Source organism: Savagea serpentis (assembly GCF_015351395.1).
In the GTDB taxonomy this organism is placed as follows: Bacteria; Bacillota; Bacilli; order Bacillales_A; family Planococcaceae; genus Savagea; species Savagea serpentis.
Genome location: NZ_JADKPV010000002.1, coordinates 58051 through 76513, shown reverse-complemented (window position 1 = coordinate 76513; position 18463 = coordinate 58051). Strand labels below are relative to the sequence as shown.

Below are 18463 nucleotides of genomic sequence, written 5' to 3'. Positions count from 1 at the left end.
ACGTTTCGCCAGAAGAAAAAATCAGCCACTTCAAAATGAGTGACTGATTTCTTTTACGGTAATATCGCGACTGAACGCACTGGGAATCCGGAAGCATTTTCAGGTTTCGCTACAAAGTTGAAAATGTATGCACCTTTTGCAGGTAATTGATCTAAGTTTTTCATCAATTCGACTTGATACGTATCTTGCTCTAAAACGTAATATTCTCCTGCTAAAGTGCCATACTTCGCGTATTCAACAGAGGAGTCTGTATCATATGTTTCGTGCCCGATCGCGCTAATGTGACGAGTTTCAAATAAAAACTGTAAAGCTTCCATACCCCAACCAGGCAGCTGATTTTGGCCCGCTTCATTTTGATTGTTAAATCGTTCTTTATCTGGCCAACGTTTGCTCCAATCCGTACGCAATGCGACAAATGTGTCACGTTCAATCTCTCCGTATTGTTGTTCAAATTGCAAAATGCGATCGACTGTCAATGTATAAGTCGGTTCTCGTTTCACTTCTTCTGAAACGTCAATGACGACGAGTGGTAAGACGAGCTCTTTTAATTCTAATTCATGAAGATAGCGACTATCTCGCACGAAATGAATCGGTGCGTCGATATGTGTTCCATATTGTCCAACCATCGAAAAGCGTTGCGCTAAAAAACCGTCATCGAGTGTAAATAATGTTTCAAATTGTGCGTCGGGAAAAGCTGAAAAATGGGGACTATCCGGACCAAATGTATGTGTTAAATCGACCCATTTCCGACTTTTCAAATAATTCATCGCTTCTGCTAACCGTTCTGCCATAAAACACTCCCCCTTTGTATTACTAAGTATTATACAAAAAAGGATTCATCTTCGCATCAATCTCTTTCGACTAATGTCGCAATCCCTTGCCCGACTCCGATACACATCGTTGCAAGGCCGAGCTTCGCGTCACGACGCTTCATCTCATGAAGCAATGTCGTTAAAATGCGTGCGCCACTTGCGCCAAGCGGGTGACCGAGAGCGATTGCTCCACCGTTCACATTCACTTTATCTACTGGAAGTTGTAAGCCATCGATACAAGCGAGTGCTTGCGCTGCAAATGCTTCATTCAACTCGATTAAATCGAGTTCTTCCACTGTTCGATTGGCACGTCGCAACAATTTTTCTGTCGCTGCGATCGGTCCAATGCCCATCACACGCGGCTCCACTCCTGCTGTCGCAGACATCGTATAATAGCCGAGCACGTCGAGGCCGAGCTCTTTCGCTCGCTCTTCACTCATTAATAATAAGGCGCTCGCTCCATCGTTCACACCTGAAGCATTTCCCGCTGTAATCGTTCCGTTCGGGAAAAGCGCACGCAATTTTTGAAGTCCTTCAATTGTCGAATCGGGACGTGGATGTTCATCGACAGAAACGACTACTTCTTCCCCTTTTCGTGTCTTATACGATACAGGAACAATTTCATCCGCAAAGCGGTCTGACTGTTGCGCTTCTTTCGTTTTTAATTGCGATTGAAGCGAAAATTCATCTTGTCGTTCACGTGAAATATTATAATCTGTCGCGACATTTTCAGCCGTTTGAGGCATCGTGTCAACACCGTACATTTCTTCCATTTTCGGATTGACGAAACGCCAACCGATCGTCGTGTCTTGTAGTTGCATTTCTCCTCGCGGGAATGCTCTGCCTGGTTTCGCCATGACAAAAGGTGCGCGAGACATACTCTCCGTACCGCCGGCAATCATCACATCCGCTTCTCCTGCTAAAATCGTACGCGTCGCAAAGTTCACCGCATCTAACCCTGAGCCACATAAACGATTCAACGTCGTGCCACCAACTTCAATCGGCAATCCTGCCAGCAAAGCGGACATTCGCGCCACGTTGCGATTTTCTTCCCCTGCACCGTTTGCATTTCCGAAAATGACATCGTCAATCGTACTCGGGTCAAGCGCTTCATTTCTTTGTAACAACGCTTGAATAACGATCGCTCCTAAATCATCTGGTCGAATCGAACTTAATTCTCCTGCGTATCTTCCAATCGGTGTACGTACTGCATCTACAATCGCTACTCTTGTCATCGTCGTCACTCCTTTATTAATGGTGAAATCGTATATTGTAAAGAGGTAGATTGTTCAATATGTTGTAATGTATAACCTTCTGACACTTCAATGAGTTCATAATGATCCTCTTGCCACTTGAACGTTGCGCGTTCTGTAATAATTAAATCCGCTACTCGTTCTGACGTAATGGGGAATGTACATTCATCCAATAACTTTTGATCGCCTTCTTTTGACGTATGCAACATCGTAACGATCACTTGTTTCGCTCCTTCTAGTAAGTCCATCGCTCCTCCGACACCGACGATATCTTTTCCAGGAATCGCCCAGTTTGCAATGTGTCCTTTCGAATCGACTTGCAAAGCACCGAGTATCGCTACATCGATATGTCCGCCTCGAATCATGGCAAACGAGTCGGCACTATGGAAATACGAAGCACCGATATCTTCACCGACAGGGAGTTTACCTGCATTGACGAGTTGTGGATCGACATTTGCTTCGTCTAACTCTGCCACCCCAAGCAAACCGTTCTCCGTATGGAAGTAATAGTCACCCTCTTCCAAATAATTCGGCACGAGTGTCGGGATACCGATTCCGAGGTTAATGACCGCATATGGTTCAATATGAGACGCTACTTTTTGCGCAATAATTTGTTTAGGATTCATAACGTACTTGCCCCCCTTCTAATAATGTCGCTTTGCTCAAAACGAGGTAATCGACATATAAGTGCGGTGTTACGATCGCTTCTGGATCTAATTCGCCGACTGGTACAATTTCATCGACTTCCACAATTACTTTTTGACCTGCTGTCGCCATCATCGGATTAAAGTTACGTGCTGTTTTGTAATACGTTAAATTTCCTAGTTCATCCGCTTGATGCGCTTTAATAAGTGCGACATCCGCATGTAAAGCTTCCTGTAACACATATGTCTTCCCACCGAACTGTTTCACTTCTTTTCCTTCTGCGAGTTTCGTTCCAGCACTCGTGCTCGTATAAAACGCTGGGATTCCGGCTCCTCCTGCGCGAAGTGCTTCTGCCAACGTTCCTTGTGGGATGAGTTGCAGCTGCAATTTTCCTTCGTTATACATCCGAACCGCCTCACGATTACTCGTAAAATACGAACCGATCGCTTTTGAAATTTTGCCTTGTTGTAAAATGCGACCGAGTCCTCTGCCTTCTTCCCCTACGTTATTACTAATAACGGTTAGTCCATCCACTGCGCGACTTTCCAATGCTTTTAAAATCGTCAGCGGGCTTCCAATTAATCCGAAACCGCCGACCATCATCGTTTGACCCGATTGAATCATATCGGCCGCTTCTTCAGGCGTAATCACTTTATTTCGCATCACAATTCCCCCTTTAAAAAATTCGTAAGTCGTTCTATGATTTCTTGTTGTCTATTAAATGCTAATTCATAATGATTTTGATCCGTTTCAAACACTGTCACATTCGACTGCCCTTGAAAAATACGATAATTGTCTTTCGTAAAAAGTGGTCGTTCTCCGAGAGGACCTTCCCCTGTAATGAGGTACGTCGGTTTATCGTTCGCTTCTACATAATGCGCTACATCGTAGTCGTAAAAACTATCAAAATCTTGTTTTATTTTTTCAGGGTTGGCGACGTTTCCGAATGCTCCTTCTTTCGGTCGGCATTCGTAACGGACCGCTTCTAATACATCTTCATCGATTGTGACTTTTAAATTTTTATAAATCGTCGTCGTTTCTTCCACATACGGCTCACACGTGTCGTACTGATTGTTCATGCGACCGAGCGACGGGTAAACGAGTGCTTTTCCTTCTTCATCGACATGTCCACCACCATCTAATAAAATGACGTGTTGAACACGATCTGTTTTCGTTGCGACTGCTTGAGAAATGTAAGCTCCCATCGAATAGCCAAACAACGTCACATTCGTTAACTGAAGCTGGTCCAGCAATTCTAAAACATCGTCTACATGCGTCGGAATGCCACTATCTTCTGTTTGCGCTGAACTGTCGCCACGCCCTCGTAAATCGATTGCAATCACTTCATACTGCGTTTGAAATGCTTTGCGATATTTCGCTAGTTGATGACGGTTACCTGTAAGACCGTGAATCATAACGATTGTGCCATTTGTTTCATGCTCTTCTCCGTACACCGCGTAATGAAGATGACCGCCGTCTCGTAATAATATATTCATATTGGTTCCTCCTTATTTCACTGTGAAAATCGCATATTGTACGCCGCTCGGTAAACGTTCACCAGTCGCGACGAATAAATGTTTATTCATCCAGTCGTATTTGGGACTGTCCGTTTCAAAAATCGGCGCATGGCGGAAATAATAATCTTCTTTCGGCACATGTTCGCCTCGCCCAAGTCGCTCTAACACTTCTTTCGGACCTGTCCGAATGCCGCGATACGTCATTAAGATCGTTGCGCCATCATTTGTTTCAAGCACAATTTTCACATCTTGAATGATCGTGCCGTCTTCACGAACGACGATCCAGTCTGAGCCTCCTGGACGCACAGTTGCTTTAAAGTCCGGCCCTTCTAACACGCCTCCTGTTACGCCAATAATGCGACGAGCTGCTCCGTTGTATGTCTTACCTGTCGTCGGAAATTCAGTTTCTACTTCTAATGTCATATTACATAAAAATTGTAAAGTCGGTGCTTCATATAATTGCATGGAACTCTCTCCTTTAAGTATGATAAAAAACAAAAAACGGCATTAATCAAAGGCCTACAAAGACCTGAGATTAATGCCGTTATTTACTAAGGTATAGAGGTAGGGTCATACCTCCTGTTAGCAAAAAGGCGCTCTTATTTTTTTATCACTTCATCAACGAATCGTTGATGAGCGTTTTTTAATGCGACGATAATCGATTGTTGCGAAGGTGCGAGAAAATGTTGTTGGATGCGTTCGATTAAAAACTCAAGATCCGTATGGAAATTCGCTCCTACTACTAATTGCTCCAAGTACTGTTGCGCAAGCTTCGTCACAAATGTAAATTCGACATTGCGAATGAGATGCGTTTCTTTCTCAATCTCTAACACGAGACCTGAATGTTTAAAGCGTTCATACATTGCAGAACCTTGAGGGGCTTTAGAATAAGCCGTCACTAATACTGTATCGATTGTTCTCCACCTCAATCATTATTAAAAAAGTTATAACATCTATTCTCAATTTATCAACTTCTAAATTTTTTGTCAACATAAAGTGAACGCTTTCAAAGTGCATTGACTTTATTTTTTCACTCTGCTAAAATTCATATATGTTTCTGTTTTTTAATTTTCTGACTAATTTAACATATTGATGCGCACAATATATTAAGTCGTTCCGTCATTATTTTCCCTCTTTGTGAGCCGATAGTGAACAACGACGAGCCTTATTTTAAAAAGAAAACATCCCCCTGTTTTCTAGATTTTAAAATGACACGGCATTCTTTTAGATGATTTTCACTCTAAAAAGAATGCCGTGTTTTTATTTTCAGAAACAAATCAATAAATATAAAGGAGTTTTTATATGGAAAATATTAAAAAATTAAATGGATGGCTTTGGGAGAGACATCATCGGACTATTTCTTTATTAACAATGAAAGATATGAGAAATGCTATACCAGAAAATAACACATCTACTCCTGGACATGCTGAAAAACAAACTCCCCCTCCCTTCAAAACGTATAATAAAAAACAATTAATTGGGTTATTTTTAGGTCCTATTTTATTTTTCATCGTTATGTTTGGCTTACCTCTTGAAGGATTAAGTAATGATGGCCGAGGGGTGTTCGCTACAATCACTTTGGTCGCTACTTGGTGGATTTTAGAAGTGATGCCACTCGGAATTACTTCCTTACTCCCGATTGTTTTATTACCTTTACTCTCAAACGTCACAGGGAAAGAAGCCGCTTCTAGTTATGGAGATCCGTTAAACTTTCTCTTCCTAGGAGGATTCGCTATTGCCCTCGCACTCGAAAGATGGAGACTCCATGAACGGATTGCGATTACGGTGATCGGGTTAATTGGAACGAGCATGTCTGGTCTAGTCATCGGTTTCATGTTAGCTACTGGATTTATTTCAATGTGGGTTTCAAATACGGCAACCGCTTTATTAATGATTCCTATCGGAACAGCTATTGCCGCTAAAGTAGTACAACTGATGAAAGAAGAAAATGTTTATTCTTACGAAGAAGAAGTTAAGTTTACTAAATCGATTATTTTTGCGATTGGGTTCGGTGCAACGATTGGAGGTAGTGCAACCTTAATCGGAACGCCTTCTAACTTAATATTAGCTGGACTCACAAAAGAAATTTTCGAAATCGATATTTCTTTTGCAAAATGGTTCCTTTTCGCTTTTCCGATGATTGTTATTTTAATGATTATCGCTGCGATTTATTTAACAAAATTCGCCTATCCTATGAAAACAAAAAAATTAGAACGTGGACATATTTTTGTACGGGATACGAAAGCAGAACTTGGAAAGATGAGTTATGAAGAAAAAATGGTATTCCTTATTTTCTCTCTCACTGCATTTTTCTGGTTAACTCGCACATTTATTTGGGTGAAATATGTCCCGAGTATGACGGATACAACGATTGCTTTAGTGGGAGCAGTCATCTTATATATGATTCCTACAAAACGCGGAGATAATGGAAGACTACTCGATGGTAGTTCAATTAAGAAAATGCCTTGGGATGTTCTCCTACTCGTAGGCGGAGGTCTCGCGATTGCTACTGGATTCAATAAAACAGATTTAGCGACATGGGCAGGTGACCAATTATTAGCTTTAGAAGGTACTTCATATTTTATTATTTTAGCGGTCACAACATTGATTGGAATATTAATGACTCAAGTGACACCTAATACTGCAACCGCTACAATTTTAATCCCTATCGCTGCAACATTAGCGATTGCTATTTCAGTGGATCCTTTACCGATTATGGCAGCGACAGCTTTAGGAACAGGATTTGCTTATATGATGCCAATCAGTACACCTTCCAATGCCATTATCTTTGCCACTGGAAAAATTACTTTTAACGATATGCTCTTCAAAGGAGCATGGTTAACCATCTTTACTTTTATTTTAATTATCGGATTCGTTTACTTATGGTTCCCTATTATTTTTTAATATAGAAAGGATGATTTTTTATGAACATTCAATCTGTTCAAATTGAGATCGTCGATTTGCCGACGATTCGTCCGCATCAATTATCGATGCATACGATTACGATGCAAACGATCGTTGTTGCACAAGTACGTGACAAAGAAGGGCTTGTCGGTTGGTCAGAAGTCGCAACGATTGGAGGGGCTTCTTATGGTGAATCGACACCAGAAGCGATTAAAGCGAATGCCGAAGTATATATCGTCCCTCATTTAATCGGAAAAGACCCGAAACAGTTCAACCGCATTATGCATGATGTTTCAAAGTTCGTATCAGGCAACACGTTCGCCAAAGCACTCATTGAAGGCGCTTTAATCGATTTAGCCGCGAAACAACGACAGTTACCTGCCTATGATTTACTCGGTGGGAAAATTCATGACGCTTTGCCAATCGCTTGGACTTTAGCGAGTGGAGATACAGGACGAGACATCGAAGAAGCGAAAGAACTGCTTCATCAAAAACGCCACAATATTTTCAAGTTAAAAATCGGTGTTGGAGATGCGATGAAAAACGTCGAACATGTATTAAAGATTAAAGAAGCGGTTGGAGATCAAGCACGTCTCACTGTCGATGTTAATCAAGCATGGGATGAACGTACAGCCTATTATGCGATTGAAGCGCTACAAGAGGGCGGTGTTTCCATGATTGAACAGCCGTTACCAAAATGGGATTTCGAAGGAATGCAACGATTGACGGAGCGTTTCCACGTTTCCATTATGGCGGATGAAGGAGCGAATGATGCTCATGAAATTTTCCAAATCGCGAAACATCGCGCCGGAAGCAGTATCGCCCTTAAAATTTGTAAGGCAGGTGGCTTACTCGCAACGAAAGAAGTCGCAAGCATCGCACGAGCAGCAGGCATTGAACTTTACGGCGGAACGATGATCGAATCCTCTCTCGGATCAGCGATTGGATTACACGTATATGCGACATTGCCAGATCTACAATTCGGGACAGAGCTATTCGGTCCATTATTATTCCAAGATACACTTACAACGAATGATATCGAATACCGCGACTTCCAAGTACACATTCCAGAAGGCATTGGATTTGGTATGACAATCGATGAAGAAAAATTAAATCACTACAAACGTTAATAAAATGTATAAAAGAGCGAGTTCATTTCAAAGACTCGCTCTATTTTTTTGCGTAAAAAAATCCTCCAACTGTTTGAGAGCGGAACAGTTGAAGGATTAAAAGGTCGTTTCGTTTCCATGTTTGTTTCAAGCGAGTGTTCGTTTATTCAGCATGTTCTAACTTTGAAAATTGTCCTGCATAATACGTCAATGCTGGCGCAGTCGTATAGGTGAAATCTTGTACTTCTCCTAAAAAGAGCACGTGATCCCCACCGTCATATTCTGCCCATGGTGTACATTCGATATGGGCCAATGCCCGGTCTAGCTTTACCGTATGCAAACTTTCATGCCAATCGAATAATTGATCTTCGTTCGGGCGACCTGCGAAATGCATCGCTACCGCATGTTGATCTTCCTGCAAAATATTGACCGCAAAGGAGTTATTACGCAAATATTCAGCGGCCTTCGTTTTTTTATCGACTGACACTAAAATTAAAGGTGGATTTAATGACACCGATGTGAAAGAGTTCGCTGTGAATCCGTGATACCCGTCTTCCTTTTTACACGTTACGACCGTTACTCCTGTCGCAAAGCGTCCCATACAATTTCTAAATTCTCGTACGTCCATATTATTTCCCCCTTATCATCGCTACCGCTTCCCGATTTAATAAATCGTTCGCTAAAGCTTGTTGGTTTTTTTCTAACAATTCTCGAATGCGTGAAGAAGAGATACGTAAACCAGCACGACATGTAATCTCTTCAAATTCATGCGTACAAAAATGTTCTCGAAGCATGTGAGCTGTTCCTCGTTGATCTTTTCCGAACTTGAAATCATCGCCGACCCAAACTTCCATCGGGCGAAGTCTTTGCAGTTCTTCAATGAATTTCTCGGCTGAACGCGCTGCGTATTTTTCATCAAAACGCGCGAAAATGGTATAGTCTACTTGCATATTTCTCAAAAACTGACACTTTTCCTCAAGTGGCGTCAACAATTGTTTATTTTGAAAGAATACTTTAGGTGGTGGATCGAATGTGTATACGACTAACGGAACTCCCCAAAGTTCAGCTCGCTGTTGCGCTTTTTGAATGAGTTGTTGGTGGCCACGATGTAAACCATCGAAAGCACCGATCGTCACAATCGCACCGTCTAAATCGAGTTCATTTTCTCCGTATACTTTCATCTTTCGCACCTCCTTGCATTCAAATAGGAAAAGAAGAGGCATTCTCGCAAATGCCTCCTTTTCTATTATTTATTGTTCACGCATGACGAAATCAAGCTTCGCTTCCTTACGTCCATTATTTTCTTCAAGTTTCGTCATTAAATCTAAACGTACGCCGTCCGCAACGTCTGTTTCTAACCATTCATCACCTTCAAAGAATACTTGCGTAATAAGTGTTTCATGTCCATCCGCTTCAAACATGAAGTGTAAGTGAGCTGGACGCATCGGATGTTGATCCGTATATTCTAAAAATTCTCCAGTCGGTCCGTCTGTCGGAATCGAGTATGGTAAAGGTACGATATGACGCACTTCGAAATTACCGTTCTCATCCGTGTAGAAATGTCCACGGAAGTTGTAACGTGGCGCATCTGAATCGAATGCTGAGTACTTCCCTGACGCATCGTTTTGCCACATTTCAACACGGCAATTTGCGATTGGTTGACCGTTAACGCTGCTGACATTCCCTTTAAAGTACATTTTTTCTCCCGCTTCATCTGGACGCTGCGTTAAGATGAGTGCATCTCCATCCTTCTCTGTTAATTCCGGTGATCCTTCGATGAAGTACGGTCCTAAAAGTGAAGGCTGTGTACCTGGCTTGTCCGTGTACATTGCACGCAATACATGTGTTTCTAAAAAGACGTCTGCGAAAAGTGGCAATTCGCCTTTACGGCCGAGACGATCTGCCCAATCTACGAAGTTCGTGTACTCTTCATGATTTAATTTTGCTTCTTTTAAAAACTCCTGAATGTGTTTAATGAATAAACCGAATACCTCTACTACACGTTCATTTTTTTGACTCATTGTAATTCCCCCTAAAATTTTATTTTATTTTTCTTCAATGTTGAATGTTACGTTCATATCATCTGGGTTAATCCACGTATCGTTCACCCATCCGTTCATGTCGTAATCATCCATACATTGCTGTGCGAAATCTTCAAAATACTGCGCCTGGCCGCGTTCTTGTGCCATAAATAAGTTTTCCATACGGATGTTTTCGTTATTTCCTGAATAGTTTCGTTCGTACAATTCATGTCGACCGCCGTACTCAGTACCGATGACATCCCATAACAATTTAATGACTTTAATTTTTTCTTCTGCTTCAATGCCATTCGATCCACGATATAACTGATCGATGTACGGACGAAGCTCTTCATTTTGGAAATCTTTCACGCTAGATGGCTGTACAATTAAGCTACCAGCGACGACTGTTTCAATAATATCTTTAATGCGTGGCCAGCCGTCCGACATAAACACACGGTACGCTAAACCGTAATCGATATTTGGAATGACCGTTCCATTCGCGCTCGGCTGTGGATTTAATGCCATCGCATCACTTAGTGCCCAGAACATGTTACGATAAGCGATCACTTCTCCGATTTGCGCTTGTACGCCACGGAACTTATCCGTTCCATTGCCACGTAACGCTTTCATTAATAAACCGGATACGAAGTCGAGCTTCACTGCTAAACGTGTAACTCCGTGGAATGTGAAACGGTTTAAGAAACCACTTTCTGCGAAGAAGCTATTCGCTTTGTCGACATCGCCATTGACAAGAACGTTTTGCCACGGGATGAGTACTTTATCAAAGATGATGACCGTGTCGTTTTCATCGAAGCGGCTACTTAATGGGAAATCAAATGGACTTCCTGTCACCGCTGCGTTCAACTCATAAGATGGGCGACTAATTAATTTAATCCCTGGTGATGCCATATCTGCGACGAATACGAGCGCAAATTCTGGACTCGGAATCGCAAGTGCACCGTAATGGGCGATAAAGTTATAATTCGTTAATGCCGAACCTGTCGCAACCATTTTGGCACCGCTTACAATAATTCCTTCATCTGTCTCGCCTACTTTATGAATGAAAATATCTTTCACTTCGTCGATTGGCTTGTCGCGATCGACTGGCGGGTTAATAATCGCATGGTTGAAGAACCAGTTTTTCTCTTGTGCTTCTTTATACCAGTATCGGGCGTTATCCGCATATTCCCCATAATATTCAGGATTCGCTCCGAGTGTCGCTAAGAAAGAAGCTTTATAATCAGGTGAACGACCCATTTGGCCATATGTGAGACGTGACCATGCAGCAATCGCATCACGCGTTTTAAACAAATCTTCCGGAGAAGTATCCGGTTGGAAGAAACGTTGCGTATATCCTCCATTCCCTGTGTCTGTCGGACGTGTTAAAATATCTTTCGTTTCTGGGTCATGCAGTGCATCGTACAGTCTTGCAATCGAGCGAGCACTATTTCGGAAAGCAGGATGCGTTGTAACATCCTTTACTTTCTTCCCATGCAACCAAATCTCTCGACCGTCCTTCAAACTTTCTAAATACTCAGCTCCCGTAAGTGGTAACCTTGAATCTTGACTCATACAAAAACCCCCTTCGAATGATTTGTAATCGCTTACTTGTCTATTATGTTACATTTCACTGACAATTCTGTGAACTGTAAAAAAGTATAGACTGTTCGTAAGAAACTACATCTTTTTAAAGGGGGTAGCGTGAATTCCTCTATTTTTACTAAATTATTTGCAATAAGAAGTGAATTTGAATAGCAAATTGATATTGGAACCGATCATGTCCTGATTTTAAATCCATTTTACTCAATTTTTCAATGCGCTCGAGACGATAACGTAATCCAGCAATCGATAAATGGAGCTCATCGGCTGTCTGTTGTAAATTGCCGTTGTAATCGAGAAAAATCTTCAACGTAATGAGCAATTCTGTTTCATTATCACGGTCATACTCGATAATCTCTCCGATGACCGACTCATAAAATTCAATCAATTCATCATGGTTCGTATTGTTAATGAACATCATAACCGATTGAACCGAACTGTAATTCGTCATATGGTTTTGATGTGGATAGACGAGTGACAAAAAATCACATAATCGTTTCGCATCTACGTAGCTTTTGCTAATGTCACGCAATTGCTCTACTTCCCGCCCGACCCCGATATAAATACGACTGCGCGGAAATTGATCGGTCATCTCTTGCAAAATCGTCGTCGCAAATAAACGATAACGCTCCTCCATCTGTTCGGAAATGAGCATCGTCACATATCCTTCTCGCATAAATGTTTGAAACTCTTCGTAATGATGGGATAAATAAGCGACTGCTTCTTCACTATCTTCTTTACGTGATAATTTAAAACTGACGACCATATACGACGCATCCGCATCGAGCTCAAACAGTGCCGCTTGATGACGCAATGTTGAATCGCTCGTAAAGCGACCGTTGACGATATCATCAATAAAATTCGAACGCTTCGTCCAAATCGACTCCATCATTTTCAGCTCGTGATACATTTGAATTTTCAACACAACGAGCGCTTGTTGGACGAGTAACTCTTCTCGCTGCGTCAACGGCTCTTCCACATCGATTAATAAAGACCCGAGCAATTCATCTTTCGATACGATCGGATAGCGAATCTCTTCTCGCTGTTCAAGTGGTGGCTCGACTGTTGAAGAGGCAATAATGGCCCCGTACTTTTCAACCCGTACTGTTTTTTGTAAACAATCACGCAGTAAAGATAAAGTCGTTTCAATATTTTCATCCGATAAAAAGTGCTCCGTTAATAAATCACGAAACTGTTTCGCTTCATCGATATGTTGATGCAACAATTCCATTTGACGATACGTATCTTCTAAAATGTCATTCATCGATTCTTCTTTATAATATTTCAAATCTTTTTGGTGACATGCATCTAAATGCTCCACCGTACGCGCTTCAAAATAACAAGCTTCGTCCCCTTTCGCACGACAAGTGAGCTCGTACGCTAACACTTTATGACCGAAACTAGCAGACAAATAACCGCTCGCATAACCGAGTAAAGACCAACACGAAAACTCTTCACGCACGCCATGCTTTAATAAATGAAGATCCGCTTCATACGAATTGCGCCAATATCCAGAGAAAAACAAGGCATCGTCTGTTATTTCGATTTGATCCGGTTCTACAGTGACGACACCCGCAATCGTATGCATGACAGGCCCTGCTAACAACAATTCTTTGAGCGACGTCCAATCATATTTCGCTTGTAACGTCTCCGCATCTCGATATCCCCACGACCAACCGAAACGCATTAAAAAACCTTTCGCTCGCTCAATGCCGAGTGTATGAATGAGATCCGAACTTAAAATACCGAGCGCCTCATTCGAAAACAACACGACGCGCTCTTCATGCAATCGAATGACCCCAGTACGTCGATTCACGTCGAGCATCTCTTCTAAAAACAACTGATTCGCTTTCATCCAAACTCCCCCTTTACTCCCCAAATTTAGAATTATTTCTATCGTAAATGATTTTGTAACATTTTGTTTACTTTTTGCATTAAGAGAACGATAAAAAACCTTCCTCGCATAAGGAAGGTTAGAAAGATGTATAGTGCAAAGTCGTAATACATAAGATGCAATTACAAATACCCATATGTTTCTTATAACGATCGTAGTTACTTGAAGTGGAAGGTGGCGACTCCTACGGGAACAGCACGAGCGGAAGACTCTGGACTGAGCGCCGCGAGGCAGTCTAAATGCGCAACATCCTGTTACAACGACTGCATGACCTACATCCTGTAGGCCCGAAGCGGCTGAAGCCGTGCCCGTGGAAAGCGTCCGCCTGAAACGGAAAGGTACGACTTTTACGCGATAAATATGGATCTACTGTTATTCTTCACCCATATTATTCGACAAAGAATCATAAAAAAATCCTCCCCCACTGATGTGAGAAAGGATTGAACGTGTAATGTGAAATTAACGTTTTGAGAATTGTGGTTTACGACGTGCGCCGCGAAGACCTGGTTTTTTACGCTCTTTCATACGTGGGTCACGTGTTAAGAAGCCTTCCGCTTTTAATACTTTGCGGTATTCAGGATCTACGTTTAAAAGTGCACGAGCGATTCCGTGACGGATTGCTCCTGCTTGTCCTGTGAATCCACCACCGTTAACGTTAACGTGAACGTCATAGCTACCTAATGTTTCTGTAACTGCGAGTGGTTGTTTCATTAATTCACGAAGTGTTTCAAATGCGAAGTAGTCATCTGCGCTACGTTTGTTCACGATGATTTGTCCATCACCAGGAACTAAACGTACACGAGCTACTGAACTTTTACGACGGCCAGTGCCGATATATTGTACTTGTGCCAAAGGTTTTCCTCCTCTTTAATTAACCGCGAAGTGTGTATACTTCTGGTTGTTGTGCTGCGTGTGGGTGATTCTCGCCAGCGTAAACGTGAAGTTTACGGTAGTTTGCACTTCCGAGTGGACCGCGTGGAAGCATACCTTTTACTGCGAGTTCGATTACGCGTTCTGGGTGACGATTGATCATCTCTTCTGCAGAACGTTCTTTAATGCTACCTGTGTAACCTGAGTGACGGTAGTATTTTTTGTCTTTCATTTTGTTACCTGTTAAATGAATTTTTTCAGCGTTGATGACGATTACGTTATCGCCTGTATCAACATGTGGTGTAAACGTTGGTTTATGTTTTCCACGTAAGAGTGCAGCGACTTCTGTTGCTAAACGACCTAAAGTTTGACCTTCAGCGTCTACAACAAGCCATTTACGCTCTACTTCGTTAGCTTTTGCCATGAATGTTGTACGCATTTTCGTTCCTCCTAAATATAAACTACGAATCTCGTTTTCTCTATCCCTAAACACAAATGAGCTTTCCGGGGCTGCTTGTGGGGTTATTGAAATACCATTTAATATCATATCTTTTATTGTTAGTAAAGTCAAGCGTTTTTATTGAAAACACACGGGAAAGTTGTATTATTCATCATAGTGAACTTCCACTAAGTATAAACCTTGTGATGGCGCTGTTTCCGCTGCCTTTTTACGATTTTTCGCAGCGAGTATTTCGATAATCGAATCAGGATCATATTGTCCTCTTCCGACTGCTAAAAGCATGCCCGCAATCGTTCGCACCATATTGTATAAAAATCCGTCGCCTTCAATCGTCATATGCAATTCGTCACCAAACTCCTCAATCGATAGCTTTCGAATCGTACGCACACGATTTGTCGTCGCTGTTTTCGTCGAACAAAAACTCGTAAAATCATGGGTGCCAACAAAATGCTTTGCAGCTTGGCGCATTTTGTCAACATCGGGATAGTGATAGCCAATATGCACCGCATAATTCCGATGAAACGGACTTTGAATGGGCGTTCGTTCCCATTTGTAAAGATACGTTTTACCCGTTGCGTCATAACGCGCATGAAAATCACTTGCGACTTCTTCTACCGAAATAATTCGAACATCATTCGGCAACAACGTATTCATCGCGATACACCAACGTTCATCTGGAATAGTGAGCGGTGTATCGAAGTGAATCACTTGTCCAAGCGCATGAACACCTGTATCCGTACGTCCACTCGCTACAGAAATAATCGAGTCGTCTTTATGAATTTTGCGCAAAGCGCGATCAATTTGTTGTTGAACAGTTCGTCCTTCATCTTGAATTTGATACCCGTTAAAGTGAGTACCGTCATATTGTACAATCGCTTTTAAACGTCGCATGCATCGCTATCCTTTCATCCGCAAATATAAAAGTACCCCTGAAAAAGCAAAAAGTACGAGTAATACGAGCGTATCGCGTCCTTGCCAAGCGAGTTGGCGATATCTCGTACGTCCTTCTCCGCCACGGTAGCCTCTCACTTCCATCGCTACCGCTAAATCGGTTGCCCGTTTAAATGAGTTAATAAAGAGCGGAATTAAAAGAGGGACGACCGCTTGGAAACGTTCTTTTAACGTTCCGGTATTTAAATCAGAGCCTCTCGCTACTTGCGCTTTCACAATTTTATCTGTCTCGTCCATCAATGTCGGGATGAAGCGTAAAGCAATCGACATCATTAACGCTAATTCATGGACAGGAAATTTCAACGCATTTAAAGGGTTTAACAATCTCTCAACACCATCTGTCACAGAAATCGGTGACGTCGTTAATGTCAATAAAGTCGTCATGAAAATTAACGTAAAAAATCGAATCGAAATGAAAAATCCTTGTTTCAATCCTTCTTCATAAATATGAAAGCGACCAATTGAAAACAATACTTCTCCACCTTTTGTAAAGGCAACATGCATTAAAAACGTAAATAAAATTAAATAAAAAACGATTTTCAAACCATTAAATAAAAAGCGAAACGGAATTTGCGTCAGCCAAACAGCAAAGAAAGTAAAAGCTAATAATAAGCTGTATGATAAAAGATCATTCGCTAAAAATACAGTAAAAATAAAGAAGAAAATAAATAATAGTTTCGAACGTGGATCAAGGCGATGGACAAAACTTGTGCCTGGAACATACCTGCCGATAATCATTTTCTCAAGCATGAGATATCCCTTCTTTCAACAAACGACTGTACGCTCTTACAAATTGCTCTTCCGTTAAACAGACTTCTCCAAGAGAGCGTCCTAACTTTTCTTCTAACTGACGTTGGAATTGATACGCTTGTGGCAATTCTAATCCGTTATCGAGTGCGATATTCGTACTAAACACTTCTTCCGGACTCGCTTGAGCGACCGTTGTTCCTGCATTCATAACGACAATATCATCCGCATAACGCGCCGCATCTTCCATACTATGTGTCACTAAAATCGTCGTGAGATTTTGTTCTTTATGCAAGCGTAAAAATAAATTCATAATTTCTTTTTGACCACGAGGATCGAGTCCTGCTGTCGGTTCGTCTAAAATGAGCACTTCCGGTTCAAAAGCTAAGACGCCCGCAATTGCAACGCGACGCATTTGACCTCCAGATAAATCAAAGGGTGACTTTTGTAAAACGTCTTCAGGCAATCCTAAAAGAGCGACGAGTTCATGAGCTTTTTGGCGCGCTCGTTCTTCATCCATACCGAAGTTCATCGGGCCAAACATAATATCCTTTTCAACCGTCTCCTCAAATAGCTGATGCTCAGGAAACTGAAAGACGATCCCTACTTTTGAACGCAACTCTCGTAATACTTTCCCTTTCGTATGTCTCTCGACTTTCGTATCACCAATAAGCACGCTACCTGTCGTTGGTTTTAATAAGCCATTCATATGCAATAAGATAGTAGACTTACCAGAGCCTGTATGACCGACGAGTGCCGTGAAAGAGCCACTTTGAATATGAATGTTGACATCTTCTAACGCTTTCGTTTCAAATGGTGTATCCGCAGCGTAGCGATACCCTACTTGTTGAAATACAATGTCCATAACTGTTCCACCAACTTTTCTTCTGTCAATTCATGCGCGACATTAATCTCTTCTCGTTCCAGTAAATTCGCTAAACGAAGAGTAAATGGTAAATCAAGTCCGATCTCTTCTAATTTTTTTCCGTGACGAAACATCTCTTCAGGCGTCGTTTGAAAAAGTAGTTTTCCTTCATTCATGACGAGTACTTCATCTGCAAGCAATACTTCTTCTAAATCATGTGTGATTGAAATAACTGTCACATCGGTTGTTTCTTTTAACTCGGTTACCGTGCGCATGACGTCTTCCCTTCCTTGGGGATCGAGCATCGACGTCGCTTCGTCTAAAATGAGAAGTTCGGGGTGCAATGCAATGGCACCTGCAATGGCAACACGTTGCTTTTGACCACCTGATAAATGATGGGGCTCTGCATCGAGAAACTGTTCCATACTCACTTGGCGTAACACTTCCATTACGCGTTCACGCATTTCTTCATAAGGAACACCACGATTTTCTAAAGAGAAGGCGACATCATCTTGTACTGTCGTCCCGACGAACTGATTGTCTGGATTTTGAAAGACGACACCGATGCGCTCTCGTATATTCCAAACATTTTGTTCTGTGTAATCTTCTCCGAACATTTTCAAGCTTCCTTCTGTCGGCAAATAAAGACCGATCATTAGTTTAGCGAGCGTCGACTTTCCAGAACCATTATGCCCGACGATCGCAATCCACTTGCCACGATCAATCGTAAATGAAACATCATGAAGTACACGAGGCCCCTCTTCGTCATAGGAAAAGTTCACTCGTTCTCCTTGTACAATTGCCATTCCATTCCAC

At 41.9% G+C, this 18463-nt stretch carries 20 protein-coding genes; 2 read left to right on the top strand and 18 right to left on the bottom strand.

The window, feature by feature from the left end:
• Positions 1-53: 53 nt before the first annotated feature.
• The 7 genes from IRY55_RS06475 to IRY55_RS06445 all read right to left on the bottom strand — a co-directional run bounded on the left by IRY55_RS06475 (position 54) and on the right by IRY55_RS06445 (position 5156).
• Entirely contained in the window at positions 54-791 is a 738-nt protein-coding gene (locus IRY55_RS06475) for a cyclase family protein (protein ID WP_194562494.1), read from the bottom strand.
• A 56-nt stretch (positions 792-847) separates the two neighbouring features.
• Complete coding sequence (locus tag IRY55_RS06470; protein WP_194562493.1) at positions 848-2047, bottom strand: acetyl-CoA C-acyltransferase; 1200 nt, start codon at positions 2045-2047, stop codon at positions 848-850.
• 5 nt (positions 2048-2052) lie between these two features.
• Positions 2053-2691, bottom strand: coding sequence for a 3-oxoacid CoA-transferase subunit B (locus IRY55_RS06465; RefSeq protein WP_194562492.1), 639 nt, complete (start codon positions 2689-2691; stop codon positions 2053-2055).
• Entirely contained in the window at positions 2681-3373 is a 693-nt protein-coding gene (locus IRY55_RS06460) for a CoA transferase subunit A (protein ID WP_194562491.1), read from the bottom strand. The genes IRY55_RS06465 and IRY55_RS06460 overlap by 11 nt, the downstream gene beginning before the upstream one ends.
• Positions 3373-4206: an alpha/beta hydrolase gene (locus IRY55_RS06455; RefSeq protein WP_194562490.1), complete on the bottom strand. Its 834-nt coding sequence runs from the start codon at positions 4204-4206 to the stop codon at positions 3373-3375. Before IRY55_RS06455 ends, IRY55_RS06460 begins: the two co-directional genes overlap by 1 nt.
• A 12-nt stretch (positions 4207-4218) precedes the next feature.
• Positions 4219-4692 (bottom strand): DUF3237 domain-containing protein, encoded by a 474-nt coding sequence (locus IRY55_RS06450; RefSeq protein WP_194562489.1) that lies wholly within the window; start codon positions 4690-4692, stop codon positions 4219-4221.
• A gap of 134 nt (positions 4693-4826) precedes the next feature.
• Positions 4827-5156: a DUF3870 domain-containing protein gene (locus IRY55_RS06445; protein ID WP_235961073.1), complete on the bottom strand. Its 330-nt coding sequence runs from the start codon at positions 5154-5156 to the stop codon at positions 4827-4829.
• Between the two features lie 373 nt (positions 5157-5529).
• Between IRY55_RS06445 and IRY55_RS06440 the strand changes: the two genes are divergently transcribed.
• Positions 5530-7131, top strand: a complete 1602-nt coding sequence (locus IRY55_RS06440; protein WP_194562488.1) for an SLC13 family permease — start codon at positions 5530-5532, stop codon at positions 7129-7131.
• A gap of 20 nt (positions 7132-7151) precedes the next feature.
• Positions 7152-8261: a muconate cycloisomerase family protein gene (locus tag IRY55_RS06435; RefSeq protein ID WP_194562487.1), complete on the top strand. Its 1110-nt coding sequence runs from the start codon at positions 7152-7154 to the stop codon at positions 8259-8261.
• 142 nt (positions 8262-8403) lie between these two features.
• Here the strand turns inward: IRY55_RS06435 and IRY55_RS06430 are convergent, their stop codons facing one another.
• From IRY55_RS06430 to IRY55_RS06380, 11 genes are all read right to left on the bottom strand, one after another.
• Positions 8404-8868: a flavin reductase family protein gene (locus IRY55_RS06430; RefSeq protein WP_194562486.1), complete on the bottom strand. Its 465-nt coding sequence runs from the start codon at positions 8866-8868 to the stop codon at positions 8404-8406.
• 1 nt (position 8869) lies between these two features.
• Positions 8870-9421 carry an adenylyltransferase/cytidyltransferase family protein gene (locus IRY55_RS06425; protein ID WP_194562485.1) on the bottom strand — a complete coding sequence of 184 codons (552 nt, stop codon included), beginning with the start codon at positions 9419-9421 and terminating at the stop codon, positions 8870-8872.
• A 69-nt stretch (positions 9422-9490) separates the two neighbouring features.
• Positions 9491-10261 (bottom strand): dioxygenase family protein, encoded by a 771-nt coding sequence (locus tag IRY55_RS06420; RefSeq protein WP_194562484.1) that lies wholly within the window; start codon positions 10259-10261, stop codon positions 9491-9493.
• Positions 10262-10285: 24 nt separating this feature from the next.
• Positions 10286-11833 (bottom strand): 4-hydroxyphenylacetate 3-hydroxylase family protein, encoded by a 1548-nt coding sequence (locus tag IRY55_RS06415; RefSeq protein ID WP_194562483.1) that lies wholly within the window; start codon positions 11831-11833, stop codon positions 10286-10288.
• 148 nt (positions 11834-11981) lie between these two features.
• On the bottom strand, positions 11982-13715 hold the full coding sequence (locus IRY55_RS06410; protein ID WP_194562482.1) for a XylR N-terminal domain-containing protein: 1734 nt from the start codon (positions 13713-13715) through the stop codon (positions 11982-11984).
• Between the two features lie 498 nt (positions 13716-14213).
• Entirely contained in the window at positions 14214-14606 is a 393-nt protein-coding gene (gene rpsI / locus IRY55_RS06405) for a 30S ribosomal protein S9 (RefSeq protein ID WP_194562481.1), read from the bottom strand.
• A 19-nt stretch (positions 14607-14625) separates the two neighbouring features.
• Entirely contained in the window at positions 14626-15063 is a 438-nt protein-coding gene (gene rplM / locus IRY55_RS06400) for a 50S ribosomal protein L13 (RefSeq protein WP_194562480.1), read from the bottom strand.
• A gap of 165 nt (positions 15064-15228) precedes the next feature.
• The gene (truA, locus tag IRY55_RS06395; protein ID WP_194562479.1) at positions 15229-15975 is read right to left on the bottom strand and encodes a tRNA pseudouridine(38-40) synthase TruA; all 747 of its coding nucleotides are present in this window, start codon (positions 15973-15975) and stop codon (positions 15229-15231) included.
• 6 nt (positions 15976-15981) lie between these two features.
• The gene (locus IRY55_RS06390; RefSeq protein ID WP_194562478.1) at positions 15982-16785 is read right to left on the bottom strand and encodes an energy-coupling factor transporter transmembrane component T family protein; all 804 of its coding nucleotides are present in this window, start codon (positions 16783-16785) and stop codon (positions 15982-15984) included.
• Positions 16778-17647 carry an energy-coupling factor ABC transporter ATP-binding protein gene (locus IRY55_RS06385; RefSeq protein WP_194562477.1) on the bottom strand — a complete coding sequence of 290 codons (870 nt, stop codon included), beginning with the start codon at positions 17645-17647 and terminating at the stop codon, positions 16778-16780. Before IRY55_RS06385 ends, IRY55_RS06390 begins: the two co-directional genes overlap by 8 nt.
• Positions 17623-18453, bottom strand: a complete 831-nt coding sequence (locus tag IRY55_RS06380; protein WP_194562476.1) for an energy-coupling factor ABC transporter ATP-binding protein — start codon at positions 18451-18453, stop codon at positions 17623-17625. Before IRY55_RS06380 ends, IRY55_RS06385 begins: the two co-directional genes overlap by 25 nt.
• Positions 18454-18463 lie beyond the last annotated feature (10 nt).

Excerpts from the sequence above, each read along its gene's own strand:
- IRY55_RS06460 (WP_194562491.1), bottom strand. The coding sequence starts at position 3,373 with ATGCGAAATAAAGTGATTACGCCTGAAGAAGCGGCCGATATGATTCAA.
- IRY55_RS06385 (WP_194562477.1), bottom strand. The coding sequence starts at position 17,647 with ATGGACATTGTATTTCAACAAGTAGGGTATCGCTACGCTGCGGATACA.
- IRY55_RS06440 (WP_194562488.1), top strand. The coding sequence starts at position 5,530 with ATGGAAAATATTAAAAAATTAAATGGATGGCTTTGGGAGAGACATCAT.
- IRY55_RS06465 (WP_194562492.1), bottom strand. The coding sequence starts at position 2,691 with ATGAATCCTAAACAAATTATTGCGCAAAAAGTAGCGTCTCATATTGAA.
- truA (WP_194562479.1), bottom strand. The coding sequence starts at position 15,975 with ATGCGACGTTTAAAAGCGATTGTACAATATGACGGTACTCACTTTAAC.
- IRY55_RS06430 (WP_194562486.1), bottom strand. The coding sequence starts at position 8,868 with ATGGACGTACGAGAATTTAGAAATTGTATGGGACGCTTTGCGACAGGA.
- IRY55_RS06450 (WP_194562489.1), bottom strand. The coding sequence starts at position 4,692 with ATGCAATTATATGAAGCACCGACTTTACAATTTTTATGTAATATGACA.
- IRY55_RS06425 (WP_194562485.1), bottom strand. The coding sequence starts at position 9,421 with ATGAAAGTATACGGAGAAAATGAACTCGATTTAGACGGTGCGATTGTG.
- IRY55_RS06415 (WP_194562483.1), bottom strand. The coding sequence starts at position 11,833 with ATGAGTCAAGATTCAAGGTTACCACTTACGGGAGCTGAGTATTTAGAA.
- IRY55_RS06390 (WP_194562478.1), bottom strand. The coding sequence starts at position 16,785 with ATGCTTGAGAAAATGATTATCGGCAGGTATGTTCCAGGCACAAGTTTT.
- IRY55_RS06410 (WP_194562482.1), bottom strand. The coding sequence starts at position 13,715 with ATGAAAGCGAATCAGTTGTTTTTAGAAGAGATGCTCGACGTGAATCGA.
- rplM (WP_194562480.1), bottom strand. The coding sequence starts at position 15,063 with ATGCGTACAACATTCATGGCAAAAGCTAACGAAGTAGAGCGTAAATGG.
- IRY55_RS06420 (WP_194562484.1), bottom strand. The coding sequence starts at position 10,261 with ATGAGTCAAAAAAATGAACGTGTAGTAGAGGTATTCGGTTTATTCATT.
- IRY55_RS06475 (WP_194562494.1), bottom strand. The coding sequence starts at position 791 with ATGGCAGAACGGTTAGCAGAAGCGATGAATTATTTGAAAAGTCGGAAA.
- IRY55_RS06380 (WP_194562476.1), bottom strand. The coding sequence starts at position 18,453 with ATGGCAATTGTACAAGGAGAACGAGTGAACTTTTCCTATGACGAAGAG.
- IRY55_RS06470 (WP_194562493.1), bottom strand. The coding sequence starts at position 2,047 with ATGACAAGAGTAGCGATTGTAGATGCAGTACGTACACCGATTGGAAGA.
- IRY55_RS06455 (WP_194562490.1), bottom strand. The coding sequence starts at position 4,206 with ATGAATATATTATTACGAGACGGCGGTCATCTTCATTACGCGGTGTAC.
- IRY55_RS06435 (WP_194562487.1), top strand. The coding sequence starts at position 7,152 with ATGAACATTCAATCTGTTCAAATTGAGATCGTCGATTTGCCGACGATT.